Origin of the sequence: Mucilaginibacter hurinus, from assembly GCF_003324525.1 — a bacterium.
In the GTDB taxonomy this organism is placed as follows: domain Bacteria; phylum Bacteroidota; class Bacteroidia; order Sphingobacteriales; family Sphingobacteriaceae; genus Mucilaginibacter; species Mucilaginibacter hurinus.
Genome location: NZ_QGDC01000003.1, coordinates 111,812 through 136,418 on the forward strand (window position 1 = coordinate 111,812; position 24,607 = coordinate 136,418).

Annotated in this window: 29 protein-coding genes; 11 read left to right on the plus strand and 18 right to left on the minus strand. The window is 42.6% G+C overall.

From position 1 onward, the window contains the following. Positions 1-18 precede the first annotated feature (18 nt). From DJ568_RS06265 to DJ568_RS06275, 3 genes are read right to left on the minus strand one after another with little or no spacing between them, the layout of a single operon-like run. Positions 19-999 carry an FKBP-type peptidyl-prolyl cis-trans isomerase gene (locus DJ568_RS06265; protein ID WP_114004411.1) on the minus strand — a complete coding sequence of 327 codons (981 nt, stop codon included), beginning with the start codon at positions 997-999 and terminating at the stop codon, positions 19-21. A 51-nt stretch (positions 1,000-1,050) separates the two neighbouring features. Continuing rightward, positions 1,051-2,040 carry an FKBP-type peptidyl-prolyl cis-trans isomerase gene (locus DJ568_RS06270; protein WP_114004412.1) on the minus strand — a complete coding sequence of 330 codons (990 nt, stop codon included), beginning with the start codon at positions 2,038-2,040 and terminating at the stop codon, positions 1,051-1,053. A 2-nt stretch (positions 2,041-2,042) separates the two neighbouring features. Next, entirely contained in the window at positions 2,043-3,053 is a 1,011-nt protein-coding gene (locus tag DJ568_RS06275) for a DHH family phosphoesterase (RefSeq protein WP_114004413.1), read from the minus strand. A gap of 366 nt (positions 3,054-3,419) precedes the next feature. On the opposite strand from DJ568_RS06275, the gene DJ568_RS06280 reads away from it, so the two are divergent. Then, positions 3,420-3,839 carry a nucleoside-diphosphate kinase gene (locus tag DJ568_RS06280; protein WP_114004414.1) on the plus strand — a complete coding sequence of 140 codons (420 nt, stop codon included), beginning with the start codon at positions 3,420-3,422 and terminating at the stop codon, positions 3,837-3,839. 72 nt (positions 3,840-3,911) lie between these two features. Here DJ568_RS06280 and DJ568_RS06285 read toward each other — a convergent pair whose 3' ends face one another. Together DJ568_RS06285 and recF are read right to left on the minus strand one after the other, a co-directional pair. Further along, on the minus strand, positions 3,912-4,202 hold the full coding sequence (locus tag DJ568_RS06285) for a DUF721 domain-containing protein (RefSeq protein WP_114004415.1): 291 nt from the start codon (positions 4,200-4,202) through the stop codon (positions 3,912-3,914). Continuing rightward, entirely contained in the window at positions 4,186-5,295 is a 1,110-nt protein-coding gene (recF, locus tag DJ568_RS06290) for a DNA replication/repair protein RecF (protein WP_114004416.1), read from the minus strand. Before recF ends, DJ568_RS06285 begins: the two co-directional genes overlap by 17 nt. Positions 5,296-5,436: 141 nt before the next feature. Here recF and DJ568_RS06295 point away from each other — a divergent pair, with 141 nt between their 5' ends. The 3 genes from DJ568_RS06295 (at position 5,437) to ytxJ (ending at position 7,250) form a co-directional block, all read left to right on the plus strand. Then, the gene (locus DJ568_RS06295) at positions 5,437-6,114 is read left to right on the plus strand and encodes a tetratricopeptide repeat protein (RefSeq protein ID WP_114004417.1); all 678 of its coding nucleotides are present in this window, start codon (positions 5,437-5,439) and stop codon (positions 6,112-6,114) included. Between the two features lie 89 nt (positions 6,115-6,203). Beyond that, a complete protein-coding gene (ribH, locus tag DJ568_RS06300) occupies positions 6,204-6,698 on the plus strand; it encodes a 6,7-dimethyl-8-ribityllumazine synthase (protein WP_114004418.1) in 495 nt (164 codons plus the stop codon). 219 nt (positions 6,699-6,917) lie between these two features. Further along, complete coding sequence (gene ytxJ, locus DJ568_RS06305) at positions 6,918-7,250, plus strand: bacillithiol system redox-active protein YtxJ (RefSeq protein WP_114004419.1); 333 nt, start codon at positions 6,918-6,920, stop codon at positions 7,248-7,250. Between the two features lie 42 nt (positions 7,251-7,292). Here the strand turns inward: ytxJ and DJ568_RS06310 are convergent, their stop codons facing one another. Then, a complete protein-coding gene (locus DJ568_RS06310; RefSeq protein WP_114004420.1) occupies positions 7,293-7,694 on the minus strand; it encodes an OsmC family protein in 402 nt (133 codons plus the stop codon). 166 nt (positions 7,695-7,860) lie between these two features. Between DJ568_RS06310 and lipA the strand changes: the two genes are divergently transcribed. The 3 genes from lipA to DJ568_RS06325 are packed head-to-tail and all read left to right on the plus strand — an operon-like array spanning position 7,861 to position 10,146. After that, positions 7,861-8,739, plus strand: coding sequence for a lipoyl synthase (lipA, locus tag DJ568_RS06315; RefSeq protein ID WP_114004421.1), 879 nt, complete (start codon positions 7,861-7,863; stop codon positions 8,737-8,739). A gap of 23 nt (positions 8,740-8,762) precedes the next feature. Continuing rightward, positions 8,763-9,314, plus strand: a complete 552-nt coding sequence (locus tag DJ568_RS06320; protein WP_114004422.1) for an RNA polymerase sigma factor — start codon at positions 8,763-8,765, stop codon at positions 9,312-9,314. A 4-nt stretch (positions 9,315-9,318) separates the two neighbouring features. After that, positions 9,319-10,146 carry an anti-sigma factor gene (locus DJ568_RS06325; protein WP_114004423.1) on the plus strand — a complete coding sequence of 276 codons (828 nt, stop codon included), beginning with the start codon at positions 9,319-9,321 and terminating at the stop codon, positions 10,144-10,146. On the opposite strand, the gene DJ568_RS06330 is transcribed toward DJ568_RS06325, so the two are convergent. From DJ568_RS06330 to DJ568_RS06365, 8 genes are all read right to left on the minus strand, one after another. After that, positions 10,143-10,655, minus strand: coding sequence for a hypothetical protein (locus tag DJ568_RS06330; protein ID WP_114004424.1), 513 nt, complete (start codon positions 10,653-10,655; stop codon positions 10,143-10,145). The two genes, DJ568_RS06325 and DJ568_RS06330, sit on opposite strands and share 4 nt — an antisense overlap. Positions 10,656-10,661: 6 nt before the next feature. Next, positions 10,662-11,624 (minus strand): hypothetical protein, encoded by a 963-nt coding sequence (locus DJ568_RS06335; RefSeq protein ID WP_199560892.1) that lies wholly within the window; start codon positions 11,622-11,624, stop codon positions 10,662-10,664. Between the two features lie 17 nt (positions 11,625-11,641). Beyond that, positions 11,642-12,556, minus strand: a complete 915-nt coding sequence (locus DJ568_RS06340) for a TIGR01777 family oxidoreductase (RefSeq protein ID WP_114004425.1) — start codon at positions 12,554-12,556, stop codon at positions 11,642-11,644. 1 nt (position 12,557) lies between these two features. Next, entirely contained in the window at positions 12,558-13,379 is an 822-nt protein-coding gene (locus DJ568_RS06345; protein WP_114004426.1) for a DCC1-like thiol-disulfide oxidoreductase family protein, read from the minus strand. Between the two features lie 213 nt (positions 13,380-13,592). Beyond that, positions 13,593-13,775 (minus strand): hypothetical protein, encoded by a 183-nt coding sequence (locus DJ568_RS17375; RefSeq protein ID WP_199560894.1) that lies wholly within the window; start codon positions 13,773-13,775, stop codon positions 13,593-13,595. 70 nt (positions 13,776-13,845) lie between these two features. Next, positions 13,846-14,352, minus strand: coding sequence for a GbsR/MarR family transcriptional regulator (locus DJ568_RS06355; protein WP_114004427.1), 507 nt, complete (start codon positions 14,350-14,352; stop codon positions 13,846-13,848). A gap of 183 nt (positions 14,353-14,535) precedes the next feature. Continuing rightward, complete coding sequence (locus DJ568_RS06360; RefSeq protein ID WP_114004428.1) at positions 14,536-16,041, minus strand: NAD(P)H-hydrate dehydratase; 1,506 nt, start codon at positions 16,039-16,041, stop codon at positions 14,536-14,538. A gap of 53 nt (positions 16,042-16,094) precedes the next feature. After that, a complete protein-coding gene (locus DJ568_RS06365) occupies positions 16,095-16,679 on the minus strand; it encodes an RNA polymerase sigma factor (RefSeq protein ID WP_114004429.1) in 585 nt (194 codons plus the stop codon). Between the two features lie 310 nt (positions 16,680-16,989). Between DJ568_RS06365 and hemH the strand changes: the two genes are divergently transcribed. Next, complete coding sequence (gene hemH / locus DJ568_RS06370) at positions 16,990-18,039, plus strand: ferrochelatase (RefSeq protein WP_114004430.1); 1,050 nt, start codon at positions 16,990-16,992, stop codon at positions 18,037-18,039. Positions 18,040-18,056: 17 nt separating this feature from the next. Here hemH and crtD read toward each other — a convergent pair whose 3' ends face one another. Together crtD and DJ568_RS06380 are read right to left on the minus strand one after the other, a co-directional pair. Further along, entirely contained in the window at positions 18,057-19,535 is a 1,479-nt protein-coding gene (gene crtD, locus DJ568_RS06375) for a 1-hydroxycarotenoid 3,4-desaturase CrtD (protein ID WP_114004431.1), read from the minus strand. 117 nt (positions 19,536-19,652) lie between these two features. Beyond that, positions 19,653-20,213, minus strand: coding sequence for a type 1 glutamine amidotransferase domain-containing protein (locus DJ568_RS06380; protein ID WP_114004432.1), 561 nt, complete (start codon positions 20,211-20,213; stop codon positions 19,653-19,655). A 98-nt stretch (positions 20,214-20,311) separates the two neighbouring features. Here DJ568_RS06380 and DJ568_RS17090 point away from each other — a divergent pair, with 98 nt between their 5' ends. Continuing rightward, positions 20,312-20,518 (plus strand): hypothetical protein, encoded by a 207-nt coding sequence (locus DJ568_RS17090; protein ID WP_147238716.1) that lies wholly within the window; start codon positions 20,312-20,314, stop codon positions 20,516-20,518. 48 nt (positions 20,519-20,566) lie between these two features. Here DJ568_RS17090 and DJ568_RS06390 read toward each other — a convergent pair whose 3' ends face one another. Further along, positions 20,567-21,574, minus strand: a complete 1,008-nt coding sequence (locus tag DJ568_RS06390) for an aspartate-semialdehyde dehydrogenase (protein ID WP_114004434.1) — start codon at positions 21,572-21,574, stop codon at positions 20,567-20,569. A gap of 204 nt (positions 21,575-21,778) precedes the next feature. On the opposite strand from DJ568_RS06390, the gene DJ568_RS06395 reads away from it, so the two are divergent. Continuing rightward, entirely contained in the window at positions 21,779-22,729 is a 951-nt protein-coding gene (locus DJ568_RS06395; RefSeq protein WP_114004435.1) for an NAD-dependent epimerase/dehydratase family protein, read from the plus strand. A gap of 80 nt (positions 22,730-22,809) precedes the next feature. Then, a complete protein-coding gene (locus DJ568_RS06400) occupies positions 22,810-23,982 on the plus strand; it encodes a PepSY-associated TM helix domain-containing protein (RefSeq protein ID WP_114004436.1) in 1,173 nt (390 codons plus the stop codon). A 66-nt stretch (positions 23,983-24,048) separates the two neighbouring features. Here the strand turns inward: DJ568_RS06400 and DJ568_RS06405 are convergent, their stop codons facing one another. Beyond that, positions 24,049-24,603: a YciE/YciF ferroxidase family protein gene (locus tag DJ568_RS06405; protein WP_114004437.1), complete on the minus strand. Its 555-nt coding sequence runs from the start codon at positions 24,601-24,603 to the stop codon at positions 24,049-24,051. Positions 24,604-24,607: the final 4 nt, after the last annotated feature.

Below are 24,607 nucleotides of genomic sequence, written 5' to 3' on the forward strand. Positions count from 1 at the left end.
TGCGGAAGGCTTTTAAATTTAATTTTTCTTTTTAGCCGGCAGGGTTTTCCGGGTAACTGCCTTCTTTTTTGTCACCGTCTTTTTAGCTGATGCCTTTACAGGTGCGGCAGCCGCCTTTTTACCGGGCTTTACTTTAACCAGTTCAACATCAAACACTAACGTACTAAAGGGCTTAATGTCTGCACCTGCGCCACGTTCGCCATAGCCAAGCTGCGATGGGATGAGAAGTTTGGCTTTAGCACCTTCACCAAGCAGCAATAGTGCTTCTTCCCACCCCTTTATAACCCGACCCTCGCCAAGTACTACCTCAATAGGCTCGTACTTACGCCCGGGCTGATTGAGCCCGGCTCGTTTTGCCTCTTCTTCTATACTTGAGTCAAAAACCTTACCGCTTAAGGTTTGGCCTACATAATTCACCAAAACAGTGTCCCCGTTTTGCGGCTTACGTTTAGCCGAAGGCTGAGTTATCTGATATTTTAAACCTGACGATTTGGTTAAAAGGTTCAGCTTTTTTTCAGTTATATACCTGCCGGCATCAGCAAGCTCGGCGGCCTTTATTTTCTCAAGCTGTGCATTTCTTTCCGCCATCGCATCAGCCAGCGATTGTACGTTTAATATTTTAAGGGTAGTTAGTATCTGGCCTCCCTTAGCTAAAAATGGCGGCCGACGGTCGTCGGCTCCTTTAAAAATTGAGTCGACAGGAATTTTTACTGTCGCGCTGTCGTTAATGGTAAGCAATGGGAATATCTCCATCAAATCCATTACCATTTGCGAAGGTTTTATCTGCGCTTTAACAGGCTGAGTTGCATACGTGCTGAATAATACTGAATCCTTATCGGTGCGTTGCTCAATATTAAATGTTACTACATCACCCAGCTTTATTTTCTCGCCGGTGTTTTGTGTAAGTATAGTATAGGCTGCACCTTTAGGGGTAGTTTGCTGGGCACCTGCATTGAAACATGCCAACAGCAGCACAAAAATGTTTAAATATATCTTCATAATAAAAAAGCCTCCCCTTATACGGAGGAGGCTTTGACTTGGTTAATAAATTTATTTTTTAGCAGGCGCCTGTGAAACCGGAGGAGCCATAGGTTTTGCTGCGTTAGGGTTAGGCTTAACTATATCAACCAGCTCAACCTCAAATACTATCGGCATAAATGGCGGAATGATATTTTGAGCACCTTGTTCGCCATAAGCCAGGTTTGAAGGGATTACAAAAGTAGCTTTAGCACCCTTGTTTAGTAATTGTAAACCTTCATCCCATCCTTGTATAACACGACCTTCGCCAACAGGTATACGTATCGGCTCATATTTACGGTTAGGATCGGCCATACCAACAAACAGTTTTTTGCTTTGAGCTTTGGTAACTTCCTCTTTGATGCTTGTATCAAACACTTTATCGTTAGGTAGTTTGCCAAGGTAGTTTACTACCGCGGTATCGCCAGCGGCAATTTTTGGCCCGCTACCCTGCTTTGTGATTACATACTGCAGGCCTGACGGCGTTGTAGTGGTTTTTAACCCTTTGTCAGCAACATATTTTGACAATATTCCGGGCTCCCTTTTCTTAGTATTTTCTGACACTGTTTTAAGGTAATCGTTTATACGGCCGTTAAACACAGTATCATTAAGCTTGCCTTTTGCTATTACTTTTTCAACTTTTATCTGGTAAACAAGGTATTTGCCCTTAAAGCCCGGAGGTTTAGGCTGGTCTTTTGTAAATACCGAATCGGCATTTACTTTAATAGTAGCGCTATCACCTTCGCTCAATAAACCTAAACCTGCGTAAATGTCGCCTTTGCTTTGCGGCTTTTGCATTAACGATGGCATTGGCCTGCCTAAGTCGTAAGTGTTCATCATAACAGAGTCGGCGTCGTTTTTAGCAACCACGTTTACGCTCATAAAATCGCCTTCTTTCAGAACCGGTCCTTCTTTGTCGGTGTGTATATTATAAAGCAAGCCTCCCGGCGCTTCCTTAAATCCACCTTTACAGCTCGCCAAACCTATTGCGGCAAGCCCTAAAATCATCAGGTTTTTCTTCATTTTTATTGTATTAGTAACTTTTTATAACTTGGTAAAATTGATTTAAATTGTTCAACCACTTCGTTAAGCGGTTGGTCTGAACGTCCGCCGGCCGCGTTACGATGTCCGCCGCCGCTAAAATACTTTTTACATATTTCATTAGCCGGGAAGTCTCCCTTTGACCGTAAAGATAATTTAACTTCATCTGTACGTTCAACTATAAATGCAGCCAGCCGTATGTTTGCGATAGATAACGCATAGTTAACCACACCTTCCGTATCGCCGGTTTCGGTATGAAACCGTTGCATCTCCTCTTTAGTAACCGCAATGATGGCCGTGTTATACTCATTTAACACTTCCAATTTATTGCTCAGGCAATGTCCTAAAAACCTCAAGCGGTTTTCAGATGAGCTATTATACACCAACTCATGTATCCGCCAGTTAACAGCCCCCGCGTTAATTAGCTCGGCAGCGATGATGTGTACCTCTGCGGTTGTTTTTGGCAGCCTGAACGATGCGGAATCAGTCATGATGCCTGCATACAAACAAGTAGCCACGTCTTTATTTATCAAAGCCTTGTTATTCAAAGCATCGGCAATAAAAACATACACCAGTTGCGCTGTCGCGCAGGCGTTAATATCCCAGTATCTGAAATCATCAAAATCCTCCGGATCAAGATGATGGTCTATCATGATTTTTACCGCATGGCTATTACGAACCCGTTCGCCCATTTCATTAATACGCGACAGCGTGTTAAAATCAAGGCAAAAAATAAGTTCGGCTTCTTCAATTAAAGTTTCTGCAGTTTGTATATGATCGGTGTATATTATCACTTCCTCATTGCCCGGCATCCAGCTCAAAAAGTCCGGATAGTCAGAAGGAACGATAACTTTTGCGTGATGTCCTTTTTGTATCAGATAATTATACAAGCCCAACGACGAACCTAAAGCGTCTCCATCAGGTTTGTGATGGGTTGTTATTACAATTCTACGGGGCTGCTCTAAAAGTTCTGCAACCGAGGCTATATCTAACATCCTAACTTTAAAAAGATTGCAAATCTATAATAAATTTCAATAGCGTGGTTATATATACAGTAAAACATTTTTAACTATGGGTAAATATTGTCAGCTAAGGCTATTATGGTTAAAAAAAGGGCCTTAAAGCCCTATTTAGCGGCGTTTTAGCAGATGTTAAAAAATGTTAAATTTAATAGTTATGAGCCGGATGATGTTTGTTACAAATTCTCATTTTGCATTACAATAAAGTAGCCAATGTGCCTCCCATAAATTCACAAACTAACTTTTGCAGTAAATAGGAGCAACTGCACGGCCGGGAACATAAATTTCTTTTAATATAGCGGTATAAACCGTACCTTCGCGGCAAAAATTAACACATTAAAAATGGCAACTAACAGAACATTCACTATGATAAAGCCTGATGCGGTAGCAAACGGGCACATAGGCGCAATTTTAGATCATATCATCAAAGGCGGTTTTAAAATTGTAGCGATGAAATACACTTCGCTAACTCCCGAAAAAGCAGGCGAGTTTTATTCAGTACACAAGGAGCGCCCTTTTTATGGCGATCTTGTTAAATTCATGTCGTCAGGCCCTATAGTAGCTGCTATCCTTGAAAAAGATAACGCGGTGGAAGATTTCCGTAAACTGATAGGTGCTACTGATCCTAGTAAAGCTGAGGCAGGTACTATCCGCCAGTTATTTGCTAAATCAATTGATGCTAATGCCGTTCACGGTTCAGATTCTGACGAGAATGCGCAAATTGAAGGCAGCTTTTACTTCTCAGCTTTCGAGCAGTTTTAATTGCAAGCGTGCTAACATAAAAGCCCGTGTTTATTGTAAGCACGGGCTTTTTATCTTTCGATTTATCTGCTTTTATAAAAAGATAATTTCTTCAACGATATTATTTTTCGCTTCGTTATTTATCTTTTCAATAATCTGGTTCCGTATCATCATCAATTCTTTTTTAATAACCGACGACTCTACACGCAAAAAAAGCTTTTTATCGCTTATAAATAATTCTTTGGTGCGGTTGGCAACCGACTTACCTACAAGCTCCGGCCAATGCGCTACAACCGCCGTTTCGTCATACTTGCGTTTTATCTTGTAAACATTCAGCATCTGCTCAATGGCTTCCTTTAATGATTTATCATTCGTTCTGCCCATTGGCTTCGCCCTCCTTTATATAAAACAACTTTATTTCAACGCCTATATCCTTAAACACTTCGGTAACACGGCTTGTGCTGGTATCTGTTATAAACACTTGTCCAAAATCATGGTTTGACACCATTTGCATTAACTTGGTAACGCGGTTATCATCCAATTTATCAAAGATATCATCAAGCAATAATAGCGGTTTAAACTTTTTTTGCTGGTACAAATAAGTGTACTGAGCAAGTTTTAGCGCTATTAAAAAAGATTTCTGCTGCCCCTGCGACCCAAACTTTTTCATCGGCATACCGTGTATGCTAAATTGCAGGTCATCCTTATGTATACCCGCAGTAGTGCGCTCAAGCACCCGGTCTTTTTCGCGTGTCTTTTTAAGTAATCCTGCAAAATCATCCTGCAACAACTGCGATTCGTATATAAGATTCACCTGCTCGGCATTATCGCTTATATAACTATAATGATTATTGAATACGCTGGTAAAGTTTTCCATAAACCGGCGCCGCTTTTCAAATATCTTGCCGCCCGATGCGACGAGCTGATCATCCACCACCTCAAGCAAATCCGGATCATACCGGCCGGTATCAGCTATCTGCTTAAGTAAAGCATTGCGGTTTACAAGCGCCTTATTATAGGCAATCAGCTCGTCAAGGTATTGGTTATCGGTTTGCGATATAACATTATCAATAAACTTACGCCGCTCTTCACTACCTTCAATTATTATGCTTACATCATATGGCGATATCATTACCAGGGGTAACAATCCAATATGGTCAGCCAGGCGTTGATAATCTTTTTTATTGCGTTTAAACTGCTTTTTTTGATTTCGCTTTACCGAACAAGCTACTGCCTCCTGTTTATCGTTTTTGTTAAATGTTCCGGTTATTATAAAAAACTCTTCGCCCTGCTTTATCTGCTGGCTGTCTATCGGGTTAAAGTAGCTTTTGCACAGCGAAAGGTAGTGCACAGCATCAAGCAGGTTGGTTTTGCCGGCCCCGTTATTGCCTAAAAACGCATTTACCCCATCGCTAAAAGTAAGCTCGGCCCCGGCGTAGTTTTTAAAATTAATTACTGATAATTGCTGCAAATACATAAATAGCTTTCAAATTTAACATATACGCGGGGGCTTTTGCATTATATATTGCTTAAAAAATCGCACGTAATTATTTAAGTTAAAAGGTGTTGTTAAAAACTTTGAAAACTGTATTTTTGCAAACTTAATTTTTGAATAAAAATGTCGACAACCCAGACGAATACCAAAATTGTGAACGAAGATAGGGGCTTTAAACGTACAGGTAGTTTTGTAAGTGAAAATCGCAAAAGCTTATTATTTATAGCAGGTGCAGTAGTTTTATTAGCAGCAATTTATCTTATATATTTAAACGCTTACCTTGCTCCGCGTGAAGTGGAAGCAGCCGATCAAATGCACGTGGCACAAGATTTTTGGGCAAAAAAAGAATGGGACAAAGCCATTAAAGGGGACGCCGGCTACCCGGGGTTTGAAAAAATTATAAGCGAATACAGTAATACAAAAGCCGCTAACCTGGCATTCTTTTACCTGGGCACAGCTTATTTAAATAAAGGCGAGTACCGTAAAGCTATTGACAATTTAACCAGCTACAGGGGCAACGATAACATAGTGGCAGCCGAAGCGCTGGGTGGTACTGGCGACGCGTATGTTGAACTTAAAGATTATGACGAAGCTGAAACTTACTTCAAAAAAGCGGCTTCAAAAGCTTCAAATAATTTTTTATCGCCTTTATATTTAAAAAAGTTAGGACTGGTTTACGAAGCGAAAAAAGACAATAAAGCCGCTGCCGAAACCTACAAGCAAATAAAGAGCGATTATCCCGAAAGCAACGAGGCACAAAGCATTGACGCATACATCGCCCGCGCAGAAGCGCAGTTATAGTAACTATCGCACTGTTGTAAGTTTGGCTGACGGTGCATAAATTATAAAAAAACGCCTTTATATTCATTTCAACTTAAGCAAACTTTGCTATGGCTACGCAGTTAAAAAACCTGTCAGACTTTTCAGCTACAGAAATACCGTCGGCAGCCGCTTACAGGTTTGGCATTGTGGTAGCTGAGTGGAACGCAGAAATTACCAACGCTTTGTACCAGGGCGCATATCAAAGTCTGGTTAACAACGGCGCTCAGCCTCAAAACATCTACAATTATACGGTACCCGGCAGTTTTGAACTTACAAGCGGCGCGGACCTGCTGTTAAAAAACATTAACCTTGATGCAGTGATATGTCTCGGTTGCGTTATACAAGGCGAAACCAAACATTTTGATTTTATTTGCGACGCCGTTGCAAACGGATTAACAAATGTTGCCATAAAGTATTCAAAACCTGTTATATTTGGTGTATTAACCACCGACAATCAACAGCAAGCTATTGACAGGGCCGGTGGTAAACATGGCAACAAGGGCGACGAAGCGGCAATTACCGCCATAAAAATGGCTCACCTTGCCAAAAGCATAAAAACCTAACTTTGTTAACTATATTAGTTGAAATGAAAAAAGTACTTTATATAGCTTTGGTAGCTGTTGCACTTAGCACCCTTGCCTCATGTGCAAACAAGCTTTGCCCTGCTTACCAATCATACCCGAAAGCACGCCGATAACAATTCTGTGTCATTTTGCCATTAGTTTGCAAACTATTGTGGCTGTTTGCTGTACTGTAAAAAGGTATTATCAAAATATTAACTTATGAAGTGGATTGCGCTTGAGTCGGTTGCCCAACTGGAAGAAATCAAACAACTACCGGGTTACAGTATTATTTTTAAGCACAGCACGCGTTGTTCTATCAGTATGATGGCTAAAAGGCGTTTTGAGCTTGATTGGGAAAACCTGCCTGAAGAAATGCCTCTGTATTTTTTAGATCTTTTGCGTTTCCGCGATATATCAAATAAAATAGCTGAAGATTTTCATGTTTACCATGAGTCGCCGCAACTACTACTCATCAAAAATGGTGAGTGCATACTCGACCAATCGCATGGCGCCATATCGGTTGAGGAAGCATTGGTGATGGTGACAGCTTAGTTGGTCCTACAGAGCTATTACTGCAAACGGTGTAACTTTATATTACCATCCAAAATCAATTGTTTTTTTTATGTCTTCGCCCAGGCTTATATGCACGGGGCAGGTTAAGCCGGCGTGTTCCAATATCTTCTTTTCCTTATCGGTATAGCTTTTCGGGAATCTAAAATTCACCACTATTTCGGCAACCCGACGAGGGTTAGCGGCCATTATTTTGGTAATGGAACATTGGGTGCCATCCATATCAATATTATGAGTACGCGCGGCAATGCCCATAATAGTGAGCATGCAACTCCCTAATGATGCAGACAACAAGTCGGTTGGTGAAAATGCTTCACCGCGTCCCTGGTTATCTACCGGCGCATCGGTTATAATTTTTGTGCCCGACTGTACGTGGGTTGCTTCGGTGCGCAGCCCGCCTAAATAAGTTGTTTCTATAGTTGCCATAAGTCCCCCGACCCCCTAAAGGGGGAGCCGGCGTTGGGCTAAAGTTATAAATTTATCCCATTGCCTCGATATCCATTTTAACAGCATAATATCAACTAACTGTAATTATTCCCCCTTTAGAGTGTTAGGGGGCTAGGTTATATGTTTTTTTGATACTTTTGTGTTAATGATTGAATTGCCGGTAGTACCAGCCACACAAGTACAACGCAAGCCCGATTGGCTTCGGGTACGTCTTCCTGTAGGAAAAGAGTATGCGCACGTACGTAGTTTAGTTGATACTCATAAACTGCATACCATTTGCGAAAGCGGCAATTGCCCTAACATGGGCGAGTGCTGGGGCGCGGGCACGGCAACTTTCATGATATTAGGCAACATCTGCACCCGCTCGTGCTCGTTTTGCGCGGTTGCCACCGGCCGTCCTTTGGCTGTGGATATGGACGAACCTAACCGCGTTGCCAATTCAGTTAAACTAATGCAGGTTAAGCATTGCGTAATTACCTCTGTTGACCGCGATGACCTGAAGGATGGAGGCTCTATTATTTGGGCTGAGACCATTAACGCCATCCGCCGTGAAAGCCCTGAAACCACACTTGAGACATTGTTGCCCGATTTCAGAGGTCAGTGGGATAACCTTGCCAGGGTACTTGAAGTAAGGCCCGAAGTAGTATCACACAACCTGGAAACTGTGCGCCGCCTAACCCGCGAGGTACGCATACAGGCTAAGTACGACCGTAGCCTTGAGTGTTTACGCCGTATATCAGCTGCAGGTTTACGCACTAAATCAGGCATAATGCTGGGCCTCGGCGAAAGCGAAGCAGATGTTTTAGAAGCGATGGCAGACTTGCTTGATGCAGGGGTACATATTCTTACTTTGGGGCAGTATCTGCAACCTACACGCAACCACCACCCCGTTATTGACTGGATCCACCCAAACCAATTTAATTTTTACAAACAAAAGGGCCTTGAAATGGGTTTCAGGTATGTAGAAAGCGGACCGCTAGTCCGTTCATCGTATCATGCCGAGAAACACTTGTTTAATTTCTGATTTTTCTTTCTATCTTCAACGCGGTGAGTCCAAGGGCTAAAATATCGCTGTCAGAAGACGAATTGATACTTGCTTTACGCAACCGTGAAAAACGCGGCGCCGAGGCTTTGTATACCATGTATTCTTCGTCTTTATACGGCGTTATTTTACGCATTGTTGTTGAAGAGACTGCCGCTGAAGACGTATTGCAAGAAACTTTTGTAAAAATATGGCATTCGTTTTCGAGCTATAGCGCAGAAAAGGGACGCCTGTTTACATGGATGGTAAACATTGCACGCAATTTAGCTATAGATAAAGTACGATCAAAGGACTTTAAGAATCAGGCCAAAAACCAAGACATTGAAAATAACGTAACTTTCATTGACGGGCAAAATAATACGGTTTATAAACCTGAATTATTGGGCCTAAGGGATTTGGTGCAAACATTAAAACCCGAGCAAAAAGCAATCCTGGAATTGGTTTATTTTAAAGGTTACACCCATGTGGAGGCTGCTGAAGAACTAGGCACCCCGCTGGGCACTATTAAAACCCGCTTAAGGATGGCTATACAGGCATTGCGTAAAAATTTTAATTAAGGTATTGGAAGATATAAAGGCATATATTGAATCGGGCATACTAGAGCTTTACGTACTGGGAGAAATCAGTGCGGAAGAACGGTTGCAGGTTGAAGCTATGGCCTTAAAACACCCTGACATAAAGGGCGAAATTGATGCTATTGAAGCCTCGTTAGAAGAATATGCAGCCGCTAATGCAATAGATCCTTCGGCGAACGTGCGCGAAAGGGTGCTTAACAGTATGCTGATTAATTTAGGTGACGACCGCGTATTCCCTGATAAGGAATCGCGACAAGCTGACAACGTTATCACGATGGCACCGACTGAAATCAATTTTTATAAATACGCATTTGCAGCATGCCTGGCATTGCTTATTGTAAGCATAGCCGTATTGGTAAATTTATATGACGACCTGCGCGACTCACAAAGCCAGTTAATATCCCTGCAGCTTGAAAAACAACAATTCACGCAACGGGTTAATTTGATGGATACCCAGTTAAGTGTTTTCAGAGATAGTACTTTTAGGTTTATAAAACTTAAAGGAACTCCTAAAACGCCTGCATCAGTAATGACGGTAGCCTGGAGCCCGGTTAAAAAGAAAGTAATGATTGATATGGCCGGACTTAACCTGCCGAAAAATGATAAACAACACCAATACCAGCTTTGGGCGATAGTTGACGGCAAGCCCGTTGACCTGGGTGTGTTTGACGCGACAGCAGTAAGTGCCGATAGTGCGGATATGAAGGAAATGAAACCGGTTGCCGCACCGCAAGCTTTTGCCGTAACCCTTGAAAAACGTGGGGGCAGCGCAAACCCAACCATGGACGAAATGGTAGTAATCAGTAATATTTAGATATTGGCGATAACTATTCCGCGCTCAAAGTATAATTGCTCCAACTTACGTGCTGCTTTGTAACTGATATACAGCGGGATTATACCTATTAGTCCGAACGAGCAATCAATAAGCTGCCAAAAAAACGGTATGCCACGTATGTTGCCGGCGATAAATGCTAATGGAAATATAGCTACGCAGGCTATCATGCCAAATTGTATTACCCATATATTTTTAACAGGAAACCTGGCAGGGCCAAAAAACAATATCGCCAATACCAAGTGCGCAAAAGCCAGCCAGTCGGTACCGTAACTCAGGAATGGGTAACGTTGATTGGTGTCTTTAACAGCATTATATATTGTGGTAAGCCATTCCTGCATATAACGTGGGAACGCCGAACCGCTTTGTACAAGCCATGCCAACTCACGCTCGATGGGGAAGGCAGTTACACCGCTGATAGCCAGGCCGGCTATAACAATACCCAAATTTACCCTGATGCGTTTAATTAATTGCAATTCAGCTGTGCCCATAATTACTTAGCTTTTAGATTGTTGTTCGGCTCTTTGTTTTATAACCTGCAAGATATTATTCTGTATATCTTTCATTATCCAATTAGCCCATATCGACGCATAAAAATTAAATGTAGTACTTAATTTAAAATGACTGTATAAATGGAGACGATATTTTTTTCTGTTAAGTTGGTCTAACTCATAAGTCCCATCCATTACATCGAAATATTTACCGCCTATTACCACATGCTCATCCATTGCAGTGGACGGTATTTCATGCGGGTTGGCTGTTATAGTAAAACTCATACTCCTCCCTTCGGTATAATCTGTTACCGCTTCGTGAAAAATCAAACCTTTATCAAATATTGCTTTGCGATATCCGCCTACACCGTTGTAATTCAGTTCTGCCCGTATTGGCCGGGGAAAACCGAGGCTGCTTGTAAGCCAGCCGTTATCCTGTTTAGGTGCTATTGTCTTTACCCGCGTGACGTTAGACCAGATATCATCTTTTTCTGCATCAATATCAATAAAAGTGTATGCTTTATATATCGAAGGATGCGCACCGGTATAATTTTCAATTGGAGAAATCAAAAAAGGCAACATTACCAATGCAGATAAATAGGTTTTTCCTTTTTTAGTTTTAATCTTCAGCTTCGCACCTACATATCCCCCAATGCTGGAGGCGATAAAAAATACTGGAAGAACCATTAGCCAACAGGCCCAGCCCTCAATTGAAAAACAAAGCGTTATTAATAAAAATAATAGTACTGAGACCCATGGAGCGGTAAAGCGATATCCCGGCGTATTGATATTTTTAATACTTGAGAAGTACACGGTTAATAACCCAATACCAAATGGAACAAAAAAGATAAAGCTCAGCGACATGATTTTTAGGAATTCGGAAAAATCACCATCAAAGATAAAGTGAATTATTAGTGCAAATAATAACGGAATACCTAATATTTTGACATACTTTTTAAGGTTGATCATAGATTAAGGTTTACTTATTATATACTTATTTGTATCGCTTTATGAATGTAAGGTACACTGAAACGATATCCCTCATTTAACAAACGTGTTGGTAAAACCCACCGGCTTTTTAGTATTAACTCCGTTTCGGTTTGTAACAACAACGTTCCTATTTCCAGCATCCACTTTGTGGCAGGTAAACCTATGGGCATACCAACCGCTTTCCTGATTGTATACATTAACTCGTGATTTTGTACCGGATGCGGAGATGCAATATTAAAAACGCCGTCCAGTTGCGGATTATCTAAAAGGAATTGTACACTGCCAACAAGATCTTCTTCATGCACCCAGCTAAAATATTGATTACCGTTGCCTTGTATACCGCCCAGCCCGTATTTAGCCAGGTTGGAATAATAATGCATTACCCCGCCATTACTGCCTAACACTACAGTAATCCGCAGTATTATTTTACGTATGCCTGGTATGTTTTGCTCGGCAAAGGCTCGCTCCCAGCGTTTGCATACCTCGATGGAGAAACCTTCCCCAATATCACCGTTAAATTCATCCTGCGGGCGGTCTTCCGCATGGCGATAAATAGTAGCTGATGCTGCATTCATCCATACCCCGGGCGGATTATTTGTTTGCTTAAGTGCCTCGCCCAATATCCACGTCGCCTTCAGCCTTGACGAAAATATTTCAGCCTTATTCTTTTCATCGTAACGACAATTAACGCTTTTGCCGGTAAGGTTTATCAGCACGTCGCTATCCTCCAGATGCTGCGCCCATTGGCCTATAGTAGCACCATCCCAAGCAATCATATTTATATTGCCAATAGCAGGTTTGGGGCTCCGTGTGAAAATAATAACTTCATTTGCCAACTTGCTAAAATGCTGCGCAAGCACTTTGCCTAAGTAACCACTACCCCCGGCCAGTATTATTTTGTTGTATTTCATTTTACTCAAATTTAAGAATGTATAATAAAATGCCTATACGGTACAGCACCCAGGTTAAGGTTAGCACCCAGCCTAAAGCCAGTAGCTTGGTCCTCCGGATATGCTCAAAAAACATTAAAGCCGCCACCCCTAAAAAGTATAATGTATAAACTAATGCGGGCAGCGTTATAAATAAATTCACCACCAAGGCAGGCAACAGCAGCAATGCTCCGCCCGCAGAGATGGTCATCATATTACCCAGGTAATCCCACTTCTTATGGCGAGCGTAAAAGCTTACAATTAATCCCTGGAAAACGATTTGCCCACCGCATATAAAATATTCGCGGTAAGTACCGCCCACAGGCATTATATCACTCAGCAAGTGGGCGTAGCCGGTGAGTATACAACTTGCCATTAACCAAGTAAAAAACAAATAAGTTAAACGGTATTTAATTTTAAACGCCGGCTGTATAGCGAAAGCGTTGACATTGCCTGCGGGTACTATTACGCGCCTGTTGTATGAGAAGAACCGGTAAACCCGCGCCATTAACCATAAAAACGGCTTAAAGTTGAACAACCCTTTTAAATTTGGCCAGGTATTGGCCATAAGCTTAAACAGGCTATCGATACCGTAGGTTACTTCCCCGGTTCGCGTATGTATCATCGCTATTTCGTTAGCAGCCCGTTGCCTGTCTACCATTGGGCAGGCAGCGGCTTGCAGTGTCTGGTAAGCGGCACCACTTCCGATAGCCAATGCGCCGCTGCTCTCCAGCTTTTTTGCATACAATGTGCAAACGGGGCACTCGGCATCATAAAGAATGGTATGATCTTTTAACGTTTTCATAGTTGAAATTTAATCTGTTATCCTGACGAATTTGCGGGGGAACGGGTTTATTATGTTGTGACTTGTTGCGTAACTTAAAAAACACAATGAGGTTTAAGAAATGCATGGCGCCGAGTATTAATATTATCCAGCCAAGTTTGTGGCTCAGTACCTCAATTACCACCTGTATATCTTTTATGTCGCCGGTCTCCTTAAGTACCAAGCTCATATAGCCTATATCACCAGGTAAAAACCGACTATTAGTAGCCTATTCACCGCATCGGCAAGGGCGTTATTACCATGAAAAATATCCACCAAGAAAATCCGGCCATTGTTAAACAGCACTCTTGCTACCCAAATGGTTAAGGCTATACTTGCCGCCAGGTAAACAGTGTAAGTTAAAATAAAGTAATTCATGACGTTTGAGTTTAAGTATTAATAATTATTGAATTTTCAGAAAATAATGAAACATATTAATAAAAAAATATTATTTAAACAACTTGAATATTGACCCCCAAAACCAGTTCTCTTCTGCTTTTATCATTGTATCGAGGGTTTTATTTACGTTAGCTGCCAACTTACTGATATCAGTAACCGAAGTTTTAAAGGTTTTGTAATTCGCGTCCTTATCATCGCCTCTCACCTGCGACAGTTCGCTCAGTACCTTCATCATCGGATCAAGTTCGCGCTTTTTGCGCTCCCGGGCTACCTGGCGGGCAATATTCCAGGCATCTTTATCTGCAAAAAAATATTCTTTTCGTTCGCCGGCCTTATGCTGTTTTTCCACCAGGCCCCAATTTATCAAGTCGCGTAAAGTCATATTAGCGTTACCGCGCGATATGCTTAGCGTTCCCATCACATCTTCAGTTGTAAGCGCCTCGGGTGATATCAGCAGCAAAGCGTGCACCTGTGCCATGGTGCGGTTTATGCCCCACTCTGAGCCTAATTTACCCCAGGTTTCGATGAACTTTAACCGTGCTTCTGCTAATTCCATATGCAAATATATACAACTTATTAAACTTTCAAAAATAAATGAAAGTATTTTGATATTTATTGTTAAAAGTGTAACGTTTGCAAAGTACGTCCGTCTTATATATAACTAGTATGAGTATTTAGTTCTTTATAAGGTCAGTTAATAGTTAATAAAAAGCAGTTGCGGTACTCACAGCTGCTTTTTTTATGCCATTAGCTTCGCCATGGTAAGTGGTAATTGCTGCGCGAGTCTTCCGGGCAGCACCACATTCATCCGGTTGGGCAATGCCAGCTCATCACCTGCCTTACCATGTATATAGATTCCAGCTAAACAGGCTTCCTCAGCAGTATACCCCTGCGCTATTAACGACGTTAATAAACCCGTAAGCACATCGCCCATGCCTCCGGTTGCCATTGCGGCATTACCGGTGGAGTTAAAATAAAGTTTTCCTTGCGGTGTTGCCGTAATGGTATAATCATTTTTTAAAACGATGTAGATCTTGCGCTTTATTGCCTGCTGCCTGGCAGTTTGCAAACGCGCCCACCAGTTGTGGTGATCACCAAACAAACGGTCAAACTCTTTCATATGAGGGGTTAAAATACTTCCTTCGGTCAAGCTCTCCCACAATTCATACCGATTTGCCAGTAAGTTTATCCCATCGGCATCAATCACAAGCGGCTTACCAAAATTGCTTAACACAAAGGCCAACAATTCGCATGCATCAGCCCCGGTACCTAAACCAGGACCAATAGCTATAGCTTTATATCTGGCCCAATCAATATCAGGCAAGATATCACCGTCGCGGGTTAGAGCCATTATTTCGGGCAGGTAGCTGTTAAGTGCGGTAAGACCGCTTAAGGGTATGCAAGCAGTAGTTAAGCCCGAGCCAGCGTAAACGCAGCCCGCCGCGCAAAGCAACGCCGCGCCCATGGTTTTCGCCGCTCCGGCTATAATAAGGCTATGCCCGTATGTACCCTTATTGCTAAACCGGCCACGTGGTTTAACTACGCGCTTTATATCTTGTTCTTCTATAAATTGATATGGCGAGTTAAGTGAGCGGGTAAAGCTTTCGCTTATCCCTATGTTTACCGCCTGCCAGCAGCGTATAAATTCGGCAGCTTCGGGCAATAAAAAATTAATCTTGGCTTGCTGGAATGTTATTACCAATTCGGCCCTGATCGCCACTGTGTTTTGGTGTATCTCTCCGTCAGCAAAAAAACCTGTAGGTATATCCACAGCAACCACAGTACTACTAAGGTTGTTAAGGTGTTCAACAAGTCTTTTAAAATCGCCGTCGAGGGCTTTATTTAAGCCGCTGCCCAAAAGGGCGTCAATAATAATTGTACTGCTTTCAGGCGAAAAATCCTCGCCCTTATTTAGTTGTACCACGGGCACCGCAGTAGCCTGGATGCGCTGTAGGTTGATGATAAAGTCAGCCGATGATTTATCATTGTAACGGGCAATGATCAACTTTAAGTGGCTGTACCCATGCTCATGCAACATGCGTGCAATTGCCAATCCATCGCCGCCATTGTTGCCCATACCGCAATATATGCTAACCTCTTCGTTGCGGTCAGGGAAATGATTAATGAACCATCCAACAAACGCCCTGGCGGCGCGCTCCATTAAGTCAATTGAAGCAACAGGCTCGCTTGCTATAGTGAATGCGTCGGCTTCGCGTATTTGAGCAGATGTAAGCAATGGCAGCATAATAACATAAAGGTATGGTTTATGCTTTTGTTTACCTTACAGCAAAACAATATTTAGTTTTTTAAACTCAACTCTCGCCCCTGCATCATTTTACGAAGATTATTCAAGGCATAGCGCATACGGCCCAAGGCGGTGTTTATGCTTACGTCCGTGATGTCGGCAATCTCTTTAAAGCTCATATCACCGAAATGGCGCATTATTAATACCTCTTTTTGCTCTGATGGCAATAATTGTATAAGGGCTTTAAGGTCTTTATGGGTTTGTTCACGTACCATACGGTCTTCGGTACTCTCGTCATAATTGCCCAAAACTTCAAAAATGTCAAAGTCATCGCCGTTGCTAACCATCGGCGCACGCTTTTCGCGGCGAAAGTGATCAATAACAAGGTTATGGGCTATACGGGTAACCCAGGGTAAAAACTTACCTTCCTCATTGTATTTGCCGGCTTTGAGGGTATTGATCACTTTAATAAACGTATCCTGAAAAATATCCTCAGCCAGGTACTCATCCTTTACCAGTAAATATATTGAAGTGTAAATTTTAGTTTGATAACGGCGTATGAGTTCAACCAGCCCGGCTTCATCACCCGTAATATAGAGATGGATTAGATCCTGATCACTTTGCAATTTAAAATCCATAGAATCCTCTTACTTAAATTAAAGTTTAATAAATGTTAAGTAAAGTTTTATCCTATAGCGTTTTCTGTTTAGGGGTGATCAAATGTTACTTCAAATAAAATAAAAATAACAATAAAAAGCAAATTTATTTGTTTGACTATATAAGTACAGATACGTTTAATTGCTACTAAAAGATTTCTGAACACTTAGTTTTTTATATAAGTTACATCCAGAAAGAGTTGCTGAGCATATTTACTAATACCCTATCATGATTTTGCAATAATAGCTCACCCAACAGGCGGTTAAGGGGTTTTTTAGTATTTTTACAGCTATGTCAAAAAAGGGAATTTTACTGGTTAACCTGGGTACGCCTGATAGTCCGTCTACCAACGATGTTCGTCGTTATTTAAATGAGTTTTTGATGGATCCCAGGGTGATTGACGTAAACCCGGCGTGGCGTACCGTTTTAGTTAAAGGCATCATAGTACCGTTTAGGGCACCCAAATCTGCGAAACTATATAAGGAGATATGGAGCGATACTACAGGTTCGCCATTAATGCACTACAGTATATTACAGCGCGACGCTTTACAAAAGCGACTGGGTGCCCATTACATGGTTGAACTGGCTATGCGTTACCAAAACCCATCCATAGATACCGCGTTAGACAACCTTAAGAAAGCTCTGGTAGAAAGCATACTGGTAATACCGCTGTTTCCGCAATACGCCTCGGCCAGTACAGGTTCGGTATATGAAAAAGTTATGCGCCTGGTTAAGGATTGGCCTACACCACCAAATATCAGTTTCATCAACTCATTTTACGATGATGACCTGATAATAAAAACATTTGCCGATAACGCCCGCAAGTATAACCCTGACAGTTATGATCACATACTATTCAGTTTTCATGGCTTGCCGCAACGTCAATTAGTTAAGGCAGATCATACACATAGCCATTGTTTAAAGGTTAATGATTGCTGCCAGACCATTACTGATAAAAACCAATTTTGCTATTCTGCACAATCCTACGCGACTGCAAGACTGATAGCCGCCAATCTGAACATTTCAGACGACAGGTATTCGGTTTGCTTTCAATCACGTTTGGGCAGCGACCCATGGGTAAAGCCATACACCAGCGATGTGATCGCGCAATTGGCAAAAGAGGGTAAAAAGCGCCTGCTGGTATTTTGCCCTGCATTTGTGGCCGATTGCCTTGAAACGGTGTATGAGGTAACAGAAGAGTACGGCGCCGAATTCCGCCATTTGGGCGGCGAGGAAGTGCAGCTGGTTGAAAGTCTTAATGATTCGCCCACCTTTATTGATGCGCTGGAGCGGATGGTACGAAATTCTATTCAACCCTCGCCGGCAGCAAGTTCATTTTAACAGTCTCCCTTTTGAGTTTAAACATCAGGCACCCAGTCACTAACAATTTTTGCGGACAATAAACAAAGCGGTATGCCCCCGCCCGGGTGTACGCTACCGCCGCAACAGTAAAGATTGTTAACTTTACCCGAGCGGTTTGCATGGCGCAAAAAGGCAGCGAATTTATTATTTGAACTGGTGCCATACAATGATCCCTGGTAAGACGATGTTCGGCTTTCTATGCTCCGGGGGTCAAGTATGCTTTCACACTGAATAAGGCCGGCAATATCCTGGCCTAATAAGCGGGTTAATTTATCAATAACATTTTTACGGGCAGCGGCTATAAGTGTATCCCAATCCTGCCCTTCATTAGCAGGCACGTTTATCATAACAAACCAATTTTCGTGGCCATCCGGCGCATCTTCGGGATTATATTTAGCAGTAACATTTAAGTAAATTGTGGGGTCATGATAAATATTCTTTTGCTCCCAAATATGTTTAAACTCAGCTTCATAATCTGCGCTAAAGAATATGTTATGAAGATCTAACTTTTCAAACTGCTTGCTTATGCCCCAGTAAAATATCAATGCCGAACTACTGCGCTGCTGGTTTAATATCTTTTTGGGATGCAAGGCCGGATACTTCTTTAAAAGCTTTTTATAGGTGAACCATATATCAGTGTTAGACACTACAATATTTGCCGGTACAAAAGCTCCATCTAAAGTAATACCTGCTGTTTTTCCACCCTCAACAACTATATCGCTTACGGCAGCATTATACGTAAATTTTACGCCTAAATCTTCGGCCAGCTTTACCAATGAGGCGGTAATGCTGTACATACCGCCCTGCGGAAAATATGTGCCATAATGCTGTTCGAGGTGTGGTATTACATTTAGCGTAGCAGGTGCCTTATAGGGGTTGGAGCCATTATAGGTGGCGTAGCGGTTAAATAATTGTACTACGCGGTCATCTTTAAAAAAACTTTTATTTGCCTTGTGCATGGTGCGGCCCGCGTCAATGCCGCGCAACTTCCATATTGAGCGCAACGTATCCCAACGCAGGTATGTTTTTAGCCTGTGTAATGATCGCTCTAAAAAAACGTGATTGGTTATAGCATATATTTTTTGGCTCTTAGCCGCATGCGCTAAAACATCTTCTATCGCTGTGTCTGTGTTTCCGGCAATTTCAAGCGCCAGGTTATTTACATCGGCATAGGCTGTTAACTGCGTACCATCCTCATAAAAATAGTTACAAACCCTGTTAAGCTTTTGATAGTTGAAGTATTCGCGCGGATCTTTTCCGGCTAATAAAAAAAGTTCGTCTACATATTGCGGCATGGTAAACAGGCTTGGACCGGCGTCGAACCGGTAACCCTGCTGATCAAATTCAGTAAGTTTACCACCCGGATAGGCGTTTGCCTCAAAAACTTCTGCCTGGTAACCTTTTACCGTGAGACGTATGGCGGCGGCAATCCCGGCAATCCCGGCGCCTATTATAATCACTTTGTTTGGGGGCATATGGGCAGCAAGTTATTACTTATTTGTAAAACTCCATTCTGTCGGGCGAATCAGAAAAAATCAGTTAGAACCATAAAAAAGGCAGCCCTCTAGTGCTGCCTTTATCAACGTAACAGATTACTGTGCAGAATCCTCATGTACGCCCTCACCTATTTCTTCGATGGTTTTGCGATTGAACGCTTCAAGGTCATCAGGTGTGCGGCTGGTAACCAGGCCTTTGTCAACCACCACTTCCTCATCAACCCATTCAACACCTGCGTTTTTAAGGTCAGTTTGCAGCGATGGGTATGAAGTTAGTTTGCGGCCGCTTATCAATCCTGTTTCTATCAGTACCTGCGGACCATGACATATAGCCGCCACCGGCTTTCCCTCATCCAAAAATGCTGACACAAACGCCACCGCGTCCTTATTCATACGCAACTTATCCGGATTCATTACACCGCCTGGTAATACCAACGCGTCATAATCATCCGGGCTGGCACTCTCCAGCACTACATCAACCGGCACTTCAATGCCCCAGTCGGTATGGTTCCATGCTTTCACATTGCCGCCATTAGGCGATATAATATGCACGGTGGCACCTGCTGCCTCCAGTGCTTCTTTAGGGCTGGTTAACTCCACTTGCTCAAACCCATTTTCGGTAAGGATAGCCACCTTACGATTATTCAAACTTGCCATAACGTTTTATTTTTGGTGTACTCATTTATTACAGGCAGGTTAAAGGATGGTTTTAACAATTTTTTTTTATTATAGTATTGTGATATAAATCCAGTATTATGAAAAAACTTGCCGGCCTTATAGGTTTCTTGCTGGTTTTTGTTGGCGTCAACCTGATTTTCGATAGCGTCTTCAGCAACAGGCCGTTCAATCAATCCTTAAAAGATGGATTTATAATTGGTTCTATCACCACGGCCATTATGATGATTTTGGAGAATCGGAAATATATCCTATCGAAGATATCACCGCTAACAAAAAGGGGATAACCAACCGGCTATCCCTTTTCTTTAAATTTCCGCTTGGGAATTAAGAGGTTATGCTTCCACACCCTGACCAATCAGGTTCTTTGCGGCTAAATATTCAGCTATCTGCACGGCGTTGGTAGCAGCGCCCTTCCTCAGGTTATCAGCTACTATCCAGCAGTTAAGTGTATTATCCTGCGTTTCGTCGCGACGGATGCGGCCTACAAATACATCATCTTTATCATGCGCGTCAAGCGGCATAGGGTATTTTAAGTTGGCTACGTCATCGGTAACAATTACGCCCGGCGCTTTACTTAATAAATCACGCACTTCATCCAGATCAAAGTCGTTTTCAAATTCAATATTTAATGACTCTGAGTGGCCGCCCATAACAGGTATACGTACAGTAGTAGCAGTCACTTTGATGCTATCATCGCCCATTATTTTATTGGTCTCTTTGATCATCTTCATCTCCTCTTTGGTGTAACCGTTCTCGGTAAACACGTCAATTTGGGGAATAACATTCAAATCGATGGTATATGGGTAAGCCATAGGCCCCTCGGTACCCTTACGCTCGTTAAACAGCTGGTCCACGGCTTTAACGCCGGTACCAGTTACTGATTGGTATGTTGATACCACTACACGCTTAATTTTATATTTATCGTGCAGGGGTTTTAAAGCCACCACCATTTGTATGGTGGAGCAGTTAGGATTTGCTATAATCTTATCTTCGGGAGTCAATACATCAGCATTAACTTCAGGCACAACCAGTTTTTTAGTCGGGTCCATACGCCAGGCTGATGAGTTGTCAATAACGGTAACGCCGGCTTCAGCAAAAAGCGGGGCCTGCTCTAACGATGTACTGCCACCTGCCGAAAACAGGGCTACATCGGGCTTCTGTTTAATCGCATCCTCAACAGAAACCACCTTATATTGCTTACCCTTAAAAGTGATTTCTTTACCAACACTTTTTGCGGAAGCTACTGGAAGTAACTCTGTAACCGGGAAGTTGCGTTCTGCCAGAACCTGCAACATTTTAGTGCCCACTAATCCTGTGGCACCTACTACTGCGACTTTCATCTTTTTTGTTTTGTTTTTGTTTGCCCTTACGGATGCAGCGTAAAAGCTTTGTTTTATTAATTAATTAATCTAACTACGGTCAGTTATAACCTCAAATATCAGAATTTTTTAGCACATACTACCGCTTTTAATGTTAATAATGTTACCGACAGGCTTTTATGAGGTTACGGTGGCATTATTAACTTTACCATATATTAACTGACCATGACTGAGAAAATATTAGTACTTGGCGCCAACGGACAAATAGGCACCGAACTGGTGCGTACTTTATGCGGCATATACGGTTGTGACAATATTATTGCCGGCGACATTACCGAGCCACCAGATACAATTAAACATACCGCCCCATTTGAAATAATTAACGTTACGGATGAAGCAAGCGTACGCCGCGCTTTCAGCAATCATAAACCAACACAGGTTTACCTGCTGGCCGCAATTTTATCTGCCGTAGGCGAACAAAAGCCCAAAATGGCCTGGGACCTGAATATGAATGGCCTCATCCATACGCTTGACCTTGCCATTGAATTTAAAACTGCTAAAGTTTTCTGGCCCAGCTCTATTGCCGTTTTTGGCCCGCACTCGCCACGGGTAGATACACCGCAATTTTGTGTGATGGACCCTAACAGTGTTTATGGCTTCAGCAAACTGGCAGGCGAACGCTGGTGCGAGTATTACTTTGATAAATATGGGCTTGACGTACGCAGCCTGCGCTACCCGGGCCTAATAGGCTGGCGCTCGTCGCCGGGCGGGGGCACAACTGATTACGCGGTACACATATTTCATGAGGCGCTGAAAAATAGCAGGTACGAAAGTTTCCTGTCTGCTGATACAGAGTTGCCAATGATGCACATGGACGATGCCATACGTGCTACTATCGAGTTGATGAATACGCCTGCAAATAGGCTTAGCATACGATCGGCCTACAACTTGGCAGGCTTAAGCTTTACGCCAGCACAACTCGCTGCCGAGATAAAGAAGCACATTCCGCAATTTGAACTAACGTATGCTAAAAATGATCCGCGGCAACTCATTGCCAATAGCTGGCCGCGATCTATCGACGATACGTATGCTCGCCAGGACTGGGGCTGGAAGCCGGAATTTGATTTAAAGGGCCTGGTTGAAAACATGCTTGGCAATCTGAAATCTAACCGGTAAGCAAGCATGCATTGTCTTTATTTATACTTAATCTTAATAAGCGGATTTTTTTTTGTAAAATTGCCCGGTAATCGGGCAGCATGGTTAACAAAAAAAATACAATCAGATTTTGGGTTGGCAGGGTACATCTGTGGCTGGGTCTGGCTTCAGGTTTAATTGTATGTTTTTTGGGCATCACAGGCTGTATACTTGCCTTTGAGCGGGAAATTGAAAATTCGACACAATCTTACCGTTTTACTCCTGTACAAAACCAGGCGCTATTACCACCATCGGCACTAAAGGATATCGGCAATAAGGCGTTACCCGGCAAAAAAGATCCGCATAGTATAAGCTATCAACCGGGAAAATCGGCCGCTATTACCTACTACCACGCTAACCCGGATTATTACTACGTGGTATATGCCGATCCATATAGCGGGAAAGTGCTGAAGGTAAAAAACATGGATGAAGACTTTTTCAGGATAGTTATTAACGGCCATTTTTACCTGTGGCTACCGCCCGAAATAGGACAGCCAATAGTAGCCAGCGCCACGCTTATTTTCGTGGTTATGCTGATATCGGGGTTGGTGTTGTGGTGGCCCAGAAACAAGGCGGCAAGTAAACAACGCTTCAGTATTAAGTTTAACGCCAAATGGCGCCGGGTAAACTATGATCTGCATAATGTATTAGGCTTTTACATGACGTGGATACTCATATTTATAGCTTTCACAGGCCTGGTGTGGGGTTTTCAATGGTTTGCTAAATCTGTATACTGGGTGTCTTCGGGCGGCAAGCAGCAAAAGGAATTTCATGAAACACTGTCAGACGCTTCAGGTAAACTTAGCTACAACAACGCCGCGCCTGCGATAGATGTAATTTGGGACAGGACGCGCAAAGCCATGCCGGGTTATACAGGCAGCATTGACGTTCATGTACCTGAAACTGACAGTTCGTCTATAGAGATTGCTTTAAACCCGGATACAGATACGTATTGGAAGGCTGACTACATTTTTTACGATCAGTATACCTTAAAAGAACTCCCCATAAAGCATGCGTATGGCCGGCTGTCACAGGCTTCTGTCGCCGATAAAATATCGAGGATGAACTATGATATTCATGTTGGTGCCGTATTAGGATTACCCGGTAAAATTATCGCTTTTTTCGCCAGTTTGGTAGCAGCAAGTTTACCCGTAACAGGGGTAATTGTATGGTGGGGGCGTAAAAAGAAAGCCAAAAGGGCAAAGAAGACTACGCCGGCTTTGCAAATGGCTTGATTGCAGTACACAAAAAAAGCCCTCCGCTTTCAGGAGAGCTTTTAATTCAGCCGTATTCCACCTCACTTACGCTTTCTCTTTCCCGGCTGATTGATTGATGCCGCTTTGGGCTAATTGCGTTAAAAGATCGTCAGTCTTTTTCTCTTCATTCAGGGTTTCCTCCAGCAGCTCGGCAGCCTCAGTATGACCCATAGTTGAAGCCAGGGTACGTAAAGTACCGTATGAGGCTATCTCATAATGCTCAATTTTTTGCGCTGCTGAAATGATACCAACGTCACGGGTTATAGTACCATCTTCGGTATCTTCTATAATGCCCTGGCCTTCTTTGATCAAACCTTCCATAGCGTCACATTTTTTTGCTGCCGCTTTTTCACCGATTGACTCAAATACTGATTCAAGACGGGTGATTTGATTTTCAGTTTCTGCCAGGTGGGTTTCTATAGCCGCACGCAGCTCTTCAGAAGTTGCCGCTTTAGCCATTTTTGGCAATGCTTTAGCCAAATGTTTCTCGGCCCAGTAAATATCTTTTAATTCGTCAATAAACAGTTCATGCAATCCTGATTCTTTCATCACTTCGGTGGATTCAGGTGCTGTTTTTTTGGAGGATTTCGTAGTTGCCATAGTT

Excerpts from the sequence above, each read along its gene's own strand:
- lipA (WP_114004421.1), top strand. The coding sequence starts at position 7,861 with ATGATTGAATTGCCGGTAGTACCAGCCACACAAGTACAACGCAAGCCC.
- DJ568_RS06340 (WP_114004425.1), bottom strand. The coding sequence starts at position 12,556 with ATGAAATACAACAAAATAATACTGGCCGGGGGTAGTGGTTACTTAGGC.
- DJ568_RS06345 (WP_114004426.1), bottom strand. The coding sequence starts at position 13,379 with ATGAAAACGTTAAAAGATCATACCATTCTTTATGATGCCGAGTGCCCC.
- DJ568_RS06335 (WP_199560892.1), bottom strand. The coding sequence starts at position 11,624 with ATGATCAACCTTAAAAAGTATGTCAAAATATTAGGTATTCCGTTATTA.
- DJ568_RS17375 (WP_199560894.1), bottom strand. The coding sequence starts at position 13,775 with ATGAATTACTTTATTTTAACTTACACTGTTTACCTGGCGGCAAGTATA.
- DJ568_RS06380 (WP_114004432.1), bottom strand. The coding sequence starts at position 20,213 with ATGGCAAGTTTGAATAATCGTAAGGTGGCTATCCTTACCGAAAATGGG.
- DJ568_RS06395 (WP_114004435.1), top strand. The coding sequence starts at position 21,779 with ATGACTGAGAAAATATTAGTACTTGGCGCCAACGGACAAATAGGCACC.
- DJ568_RS06365 (WP_114004429.1), bottom strand. The coding sequence starts at position 16,679 with ATGGATTTTAAATTGCAAAGTGATCAGGATCTAATCCATCTCTATATT.
- recF (WP_114004416.1), bottom strand. The coding sequence starts at position 5,295 with ATGTATTTGCAGCAATTATCAGTAATTAATTTTAAAAACTACGCCGGG.
- ytxJ (WP_114004419.1), top strand. The coding sequence starts at position 6,918 with ATGAAGTGGATTGCGCTTGAGTCGGTTGCCCAACTGGAAGAAATCAAA.
- DJ568_RS06390 (WP_114004434.1), bottom strand. The coding sequence starts at position 21,574 with ATGAAAGTCGCAGTAGTAGGTGCCACAGGATTAGTGGGCACTAAAATG.
- DJ568_RS06275 (WP_114004413.1), bottom strand. The coding sequence starts at position 3,053 with ATGTTAGATATAGCCTCGGTTGCAGAACTTTTAGAGCAGCCCCGTAGA.
- DJ568_RS06400 (WP_114004436.1), top strand. The coding sequence starts at position 22,810 with ATGGTTAACAAAAAAAATACAATCAGATTTTGGGTTGGCAGGGTACAT.
- DJ568_RS06330 (WP_114004424.1), bottom strand. The coding sequence starts at position 10,655 with ATGGGCACAGCTGAATTGCAATTAATTAAACGCATCAGGGTAAATTTG.
- DJ568_RS06310 (WP_114004420.1), bottom strand. The coding sequence starts at position 7,694 with ATGGCAACTATAGAAACAACTTATTTAGGCGGGCTGCGCACCGAAGCA.
- DJ568_RS06280 (WP_114004414.1), top strand. The coding sequence starts at position 3,420 with ATGGCAACTAACAGAACATTCACTATGATAAAGCCTGATGCGGTAGCA.
- DJ568_RS06285 (WP_114004415.1), bottom strand. The coding sequence starts at position 4,202 with ATGGGCAGAACGAATGATAAATCATTAAAGGAAGCCATTGAGCAGATG.
- DJ568_RS06270 (WP_114004412.1), bottom strand. The coding sequence starts at position 2,040 with ATGAAGAAAAACCTGATGATTTTAGGGCTTGCCGCAATAGGTTTGGCG.
- crtD (WP_114004431.1), bottom strand. The coding sequence starts at position 19,535 with ATGCCCCCAAACAAAGTGATTATAATAGGCGCCGGGATTGCCGGGATT.
- DJ568_RS06360 (WP_114004428.1), bottom strand. The coding sequence starts at position 16,041 with ATGCTGCCATTGCTTACATCTGCTCAAATACGCGAAGCCGACGCATTC.
- DJ568_RS06405 (WP_114004437.1), bottom strand. The coding sequence starts at position 24,603 with ATGGCAACTACGAAATCCTCCAAAAAAACAGCACCTGAATCCACCGAA.
- hemH (WP_114004430.1), top strand. The coding sequence starts at position 16,990 with ATGTCAAAAAAGGGAATTTTACTGGTTAACCTGGGTACGCCTGATAGT.
- DJ568_RS06265 (WP_114004411.1), bottom strand. The coding sequence starts at position 999 with ATGAAGATATATTTAAACATTTTTGTGCTGCTGTTGGCATGTTTCAAT.
- DJ568_RS17090 (WP_147238716.1), top strand. The coding sequence starts at position 20,312 with ATGAAAAAACTTGCCGGCCTTATAGGTTTCTTGCTGGTTTTTGTTGGC.
- ribH (WP_114004418.1), top strand. The coding sequence starts at position 6,204 with ATGGCTACGCAGTTAAAAAACCTGTCAGACTTTTCAGCTACAGAAATA.
- DJ568_RS06355 (WP_114004427.1), bottom strand. The coding sequence starts at position 14,352 with ATGGAATTAGCAGAAGCACGGTTAAAGTTCATCGAAACCTGGGGTAAA.
- DJ568_RS06295 (WP_114004417.1), top strand. The coding sequence starts at position 5,437 with ATGTCGACAACCCAGACGAATACCAAAATTGTGAACGAAGATAGGGGC.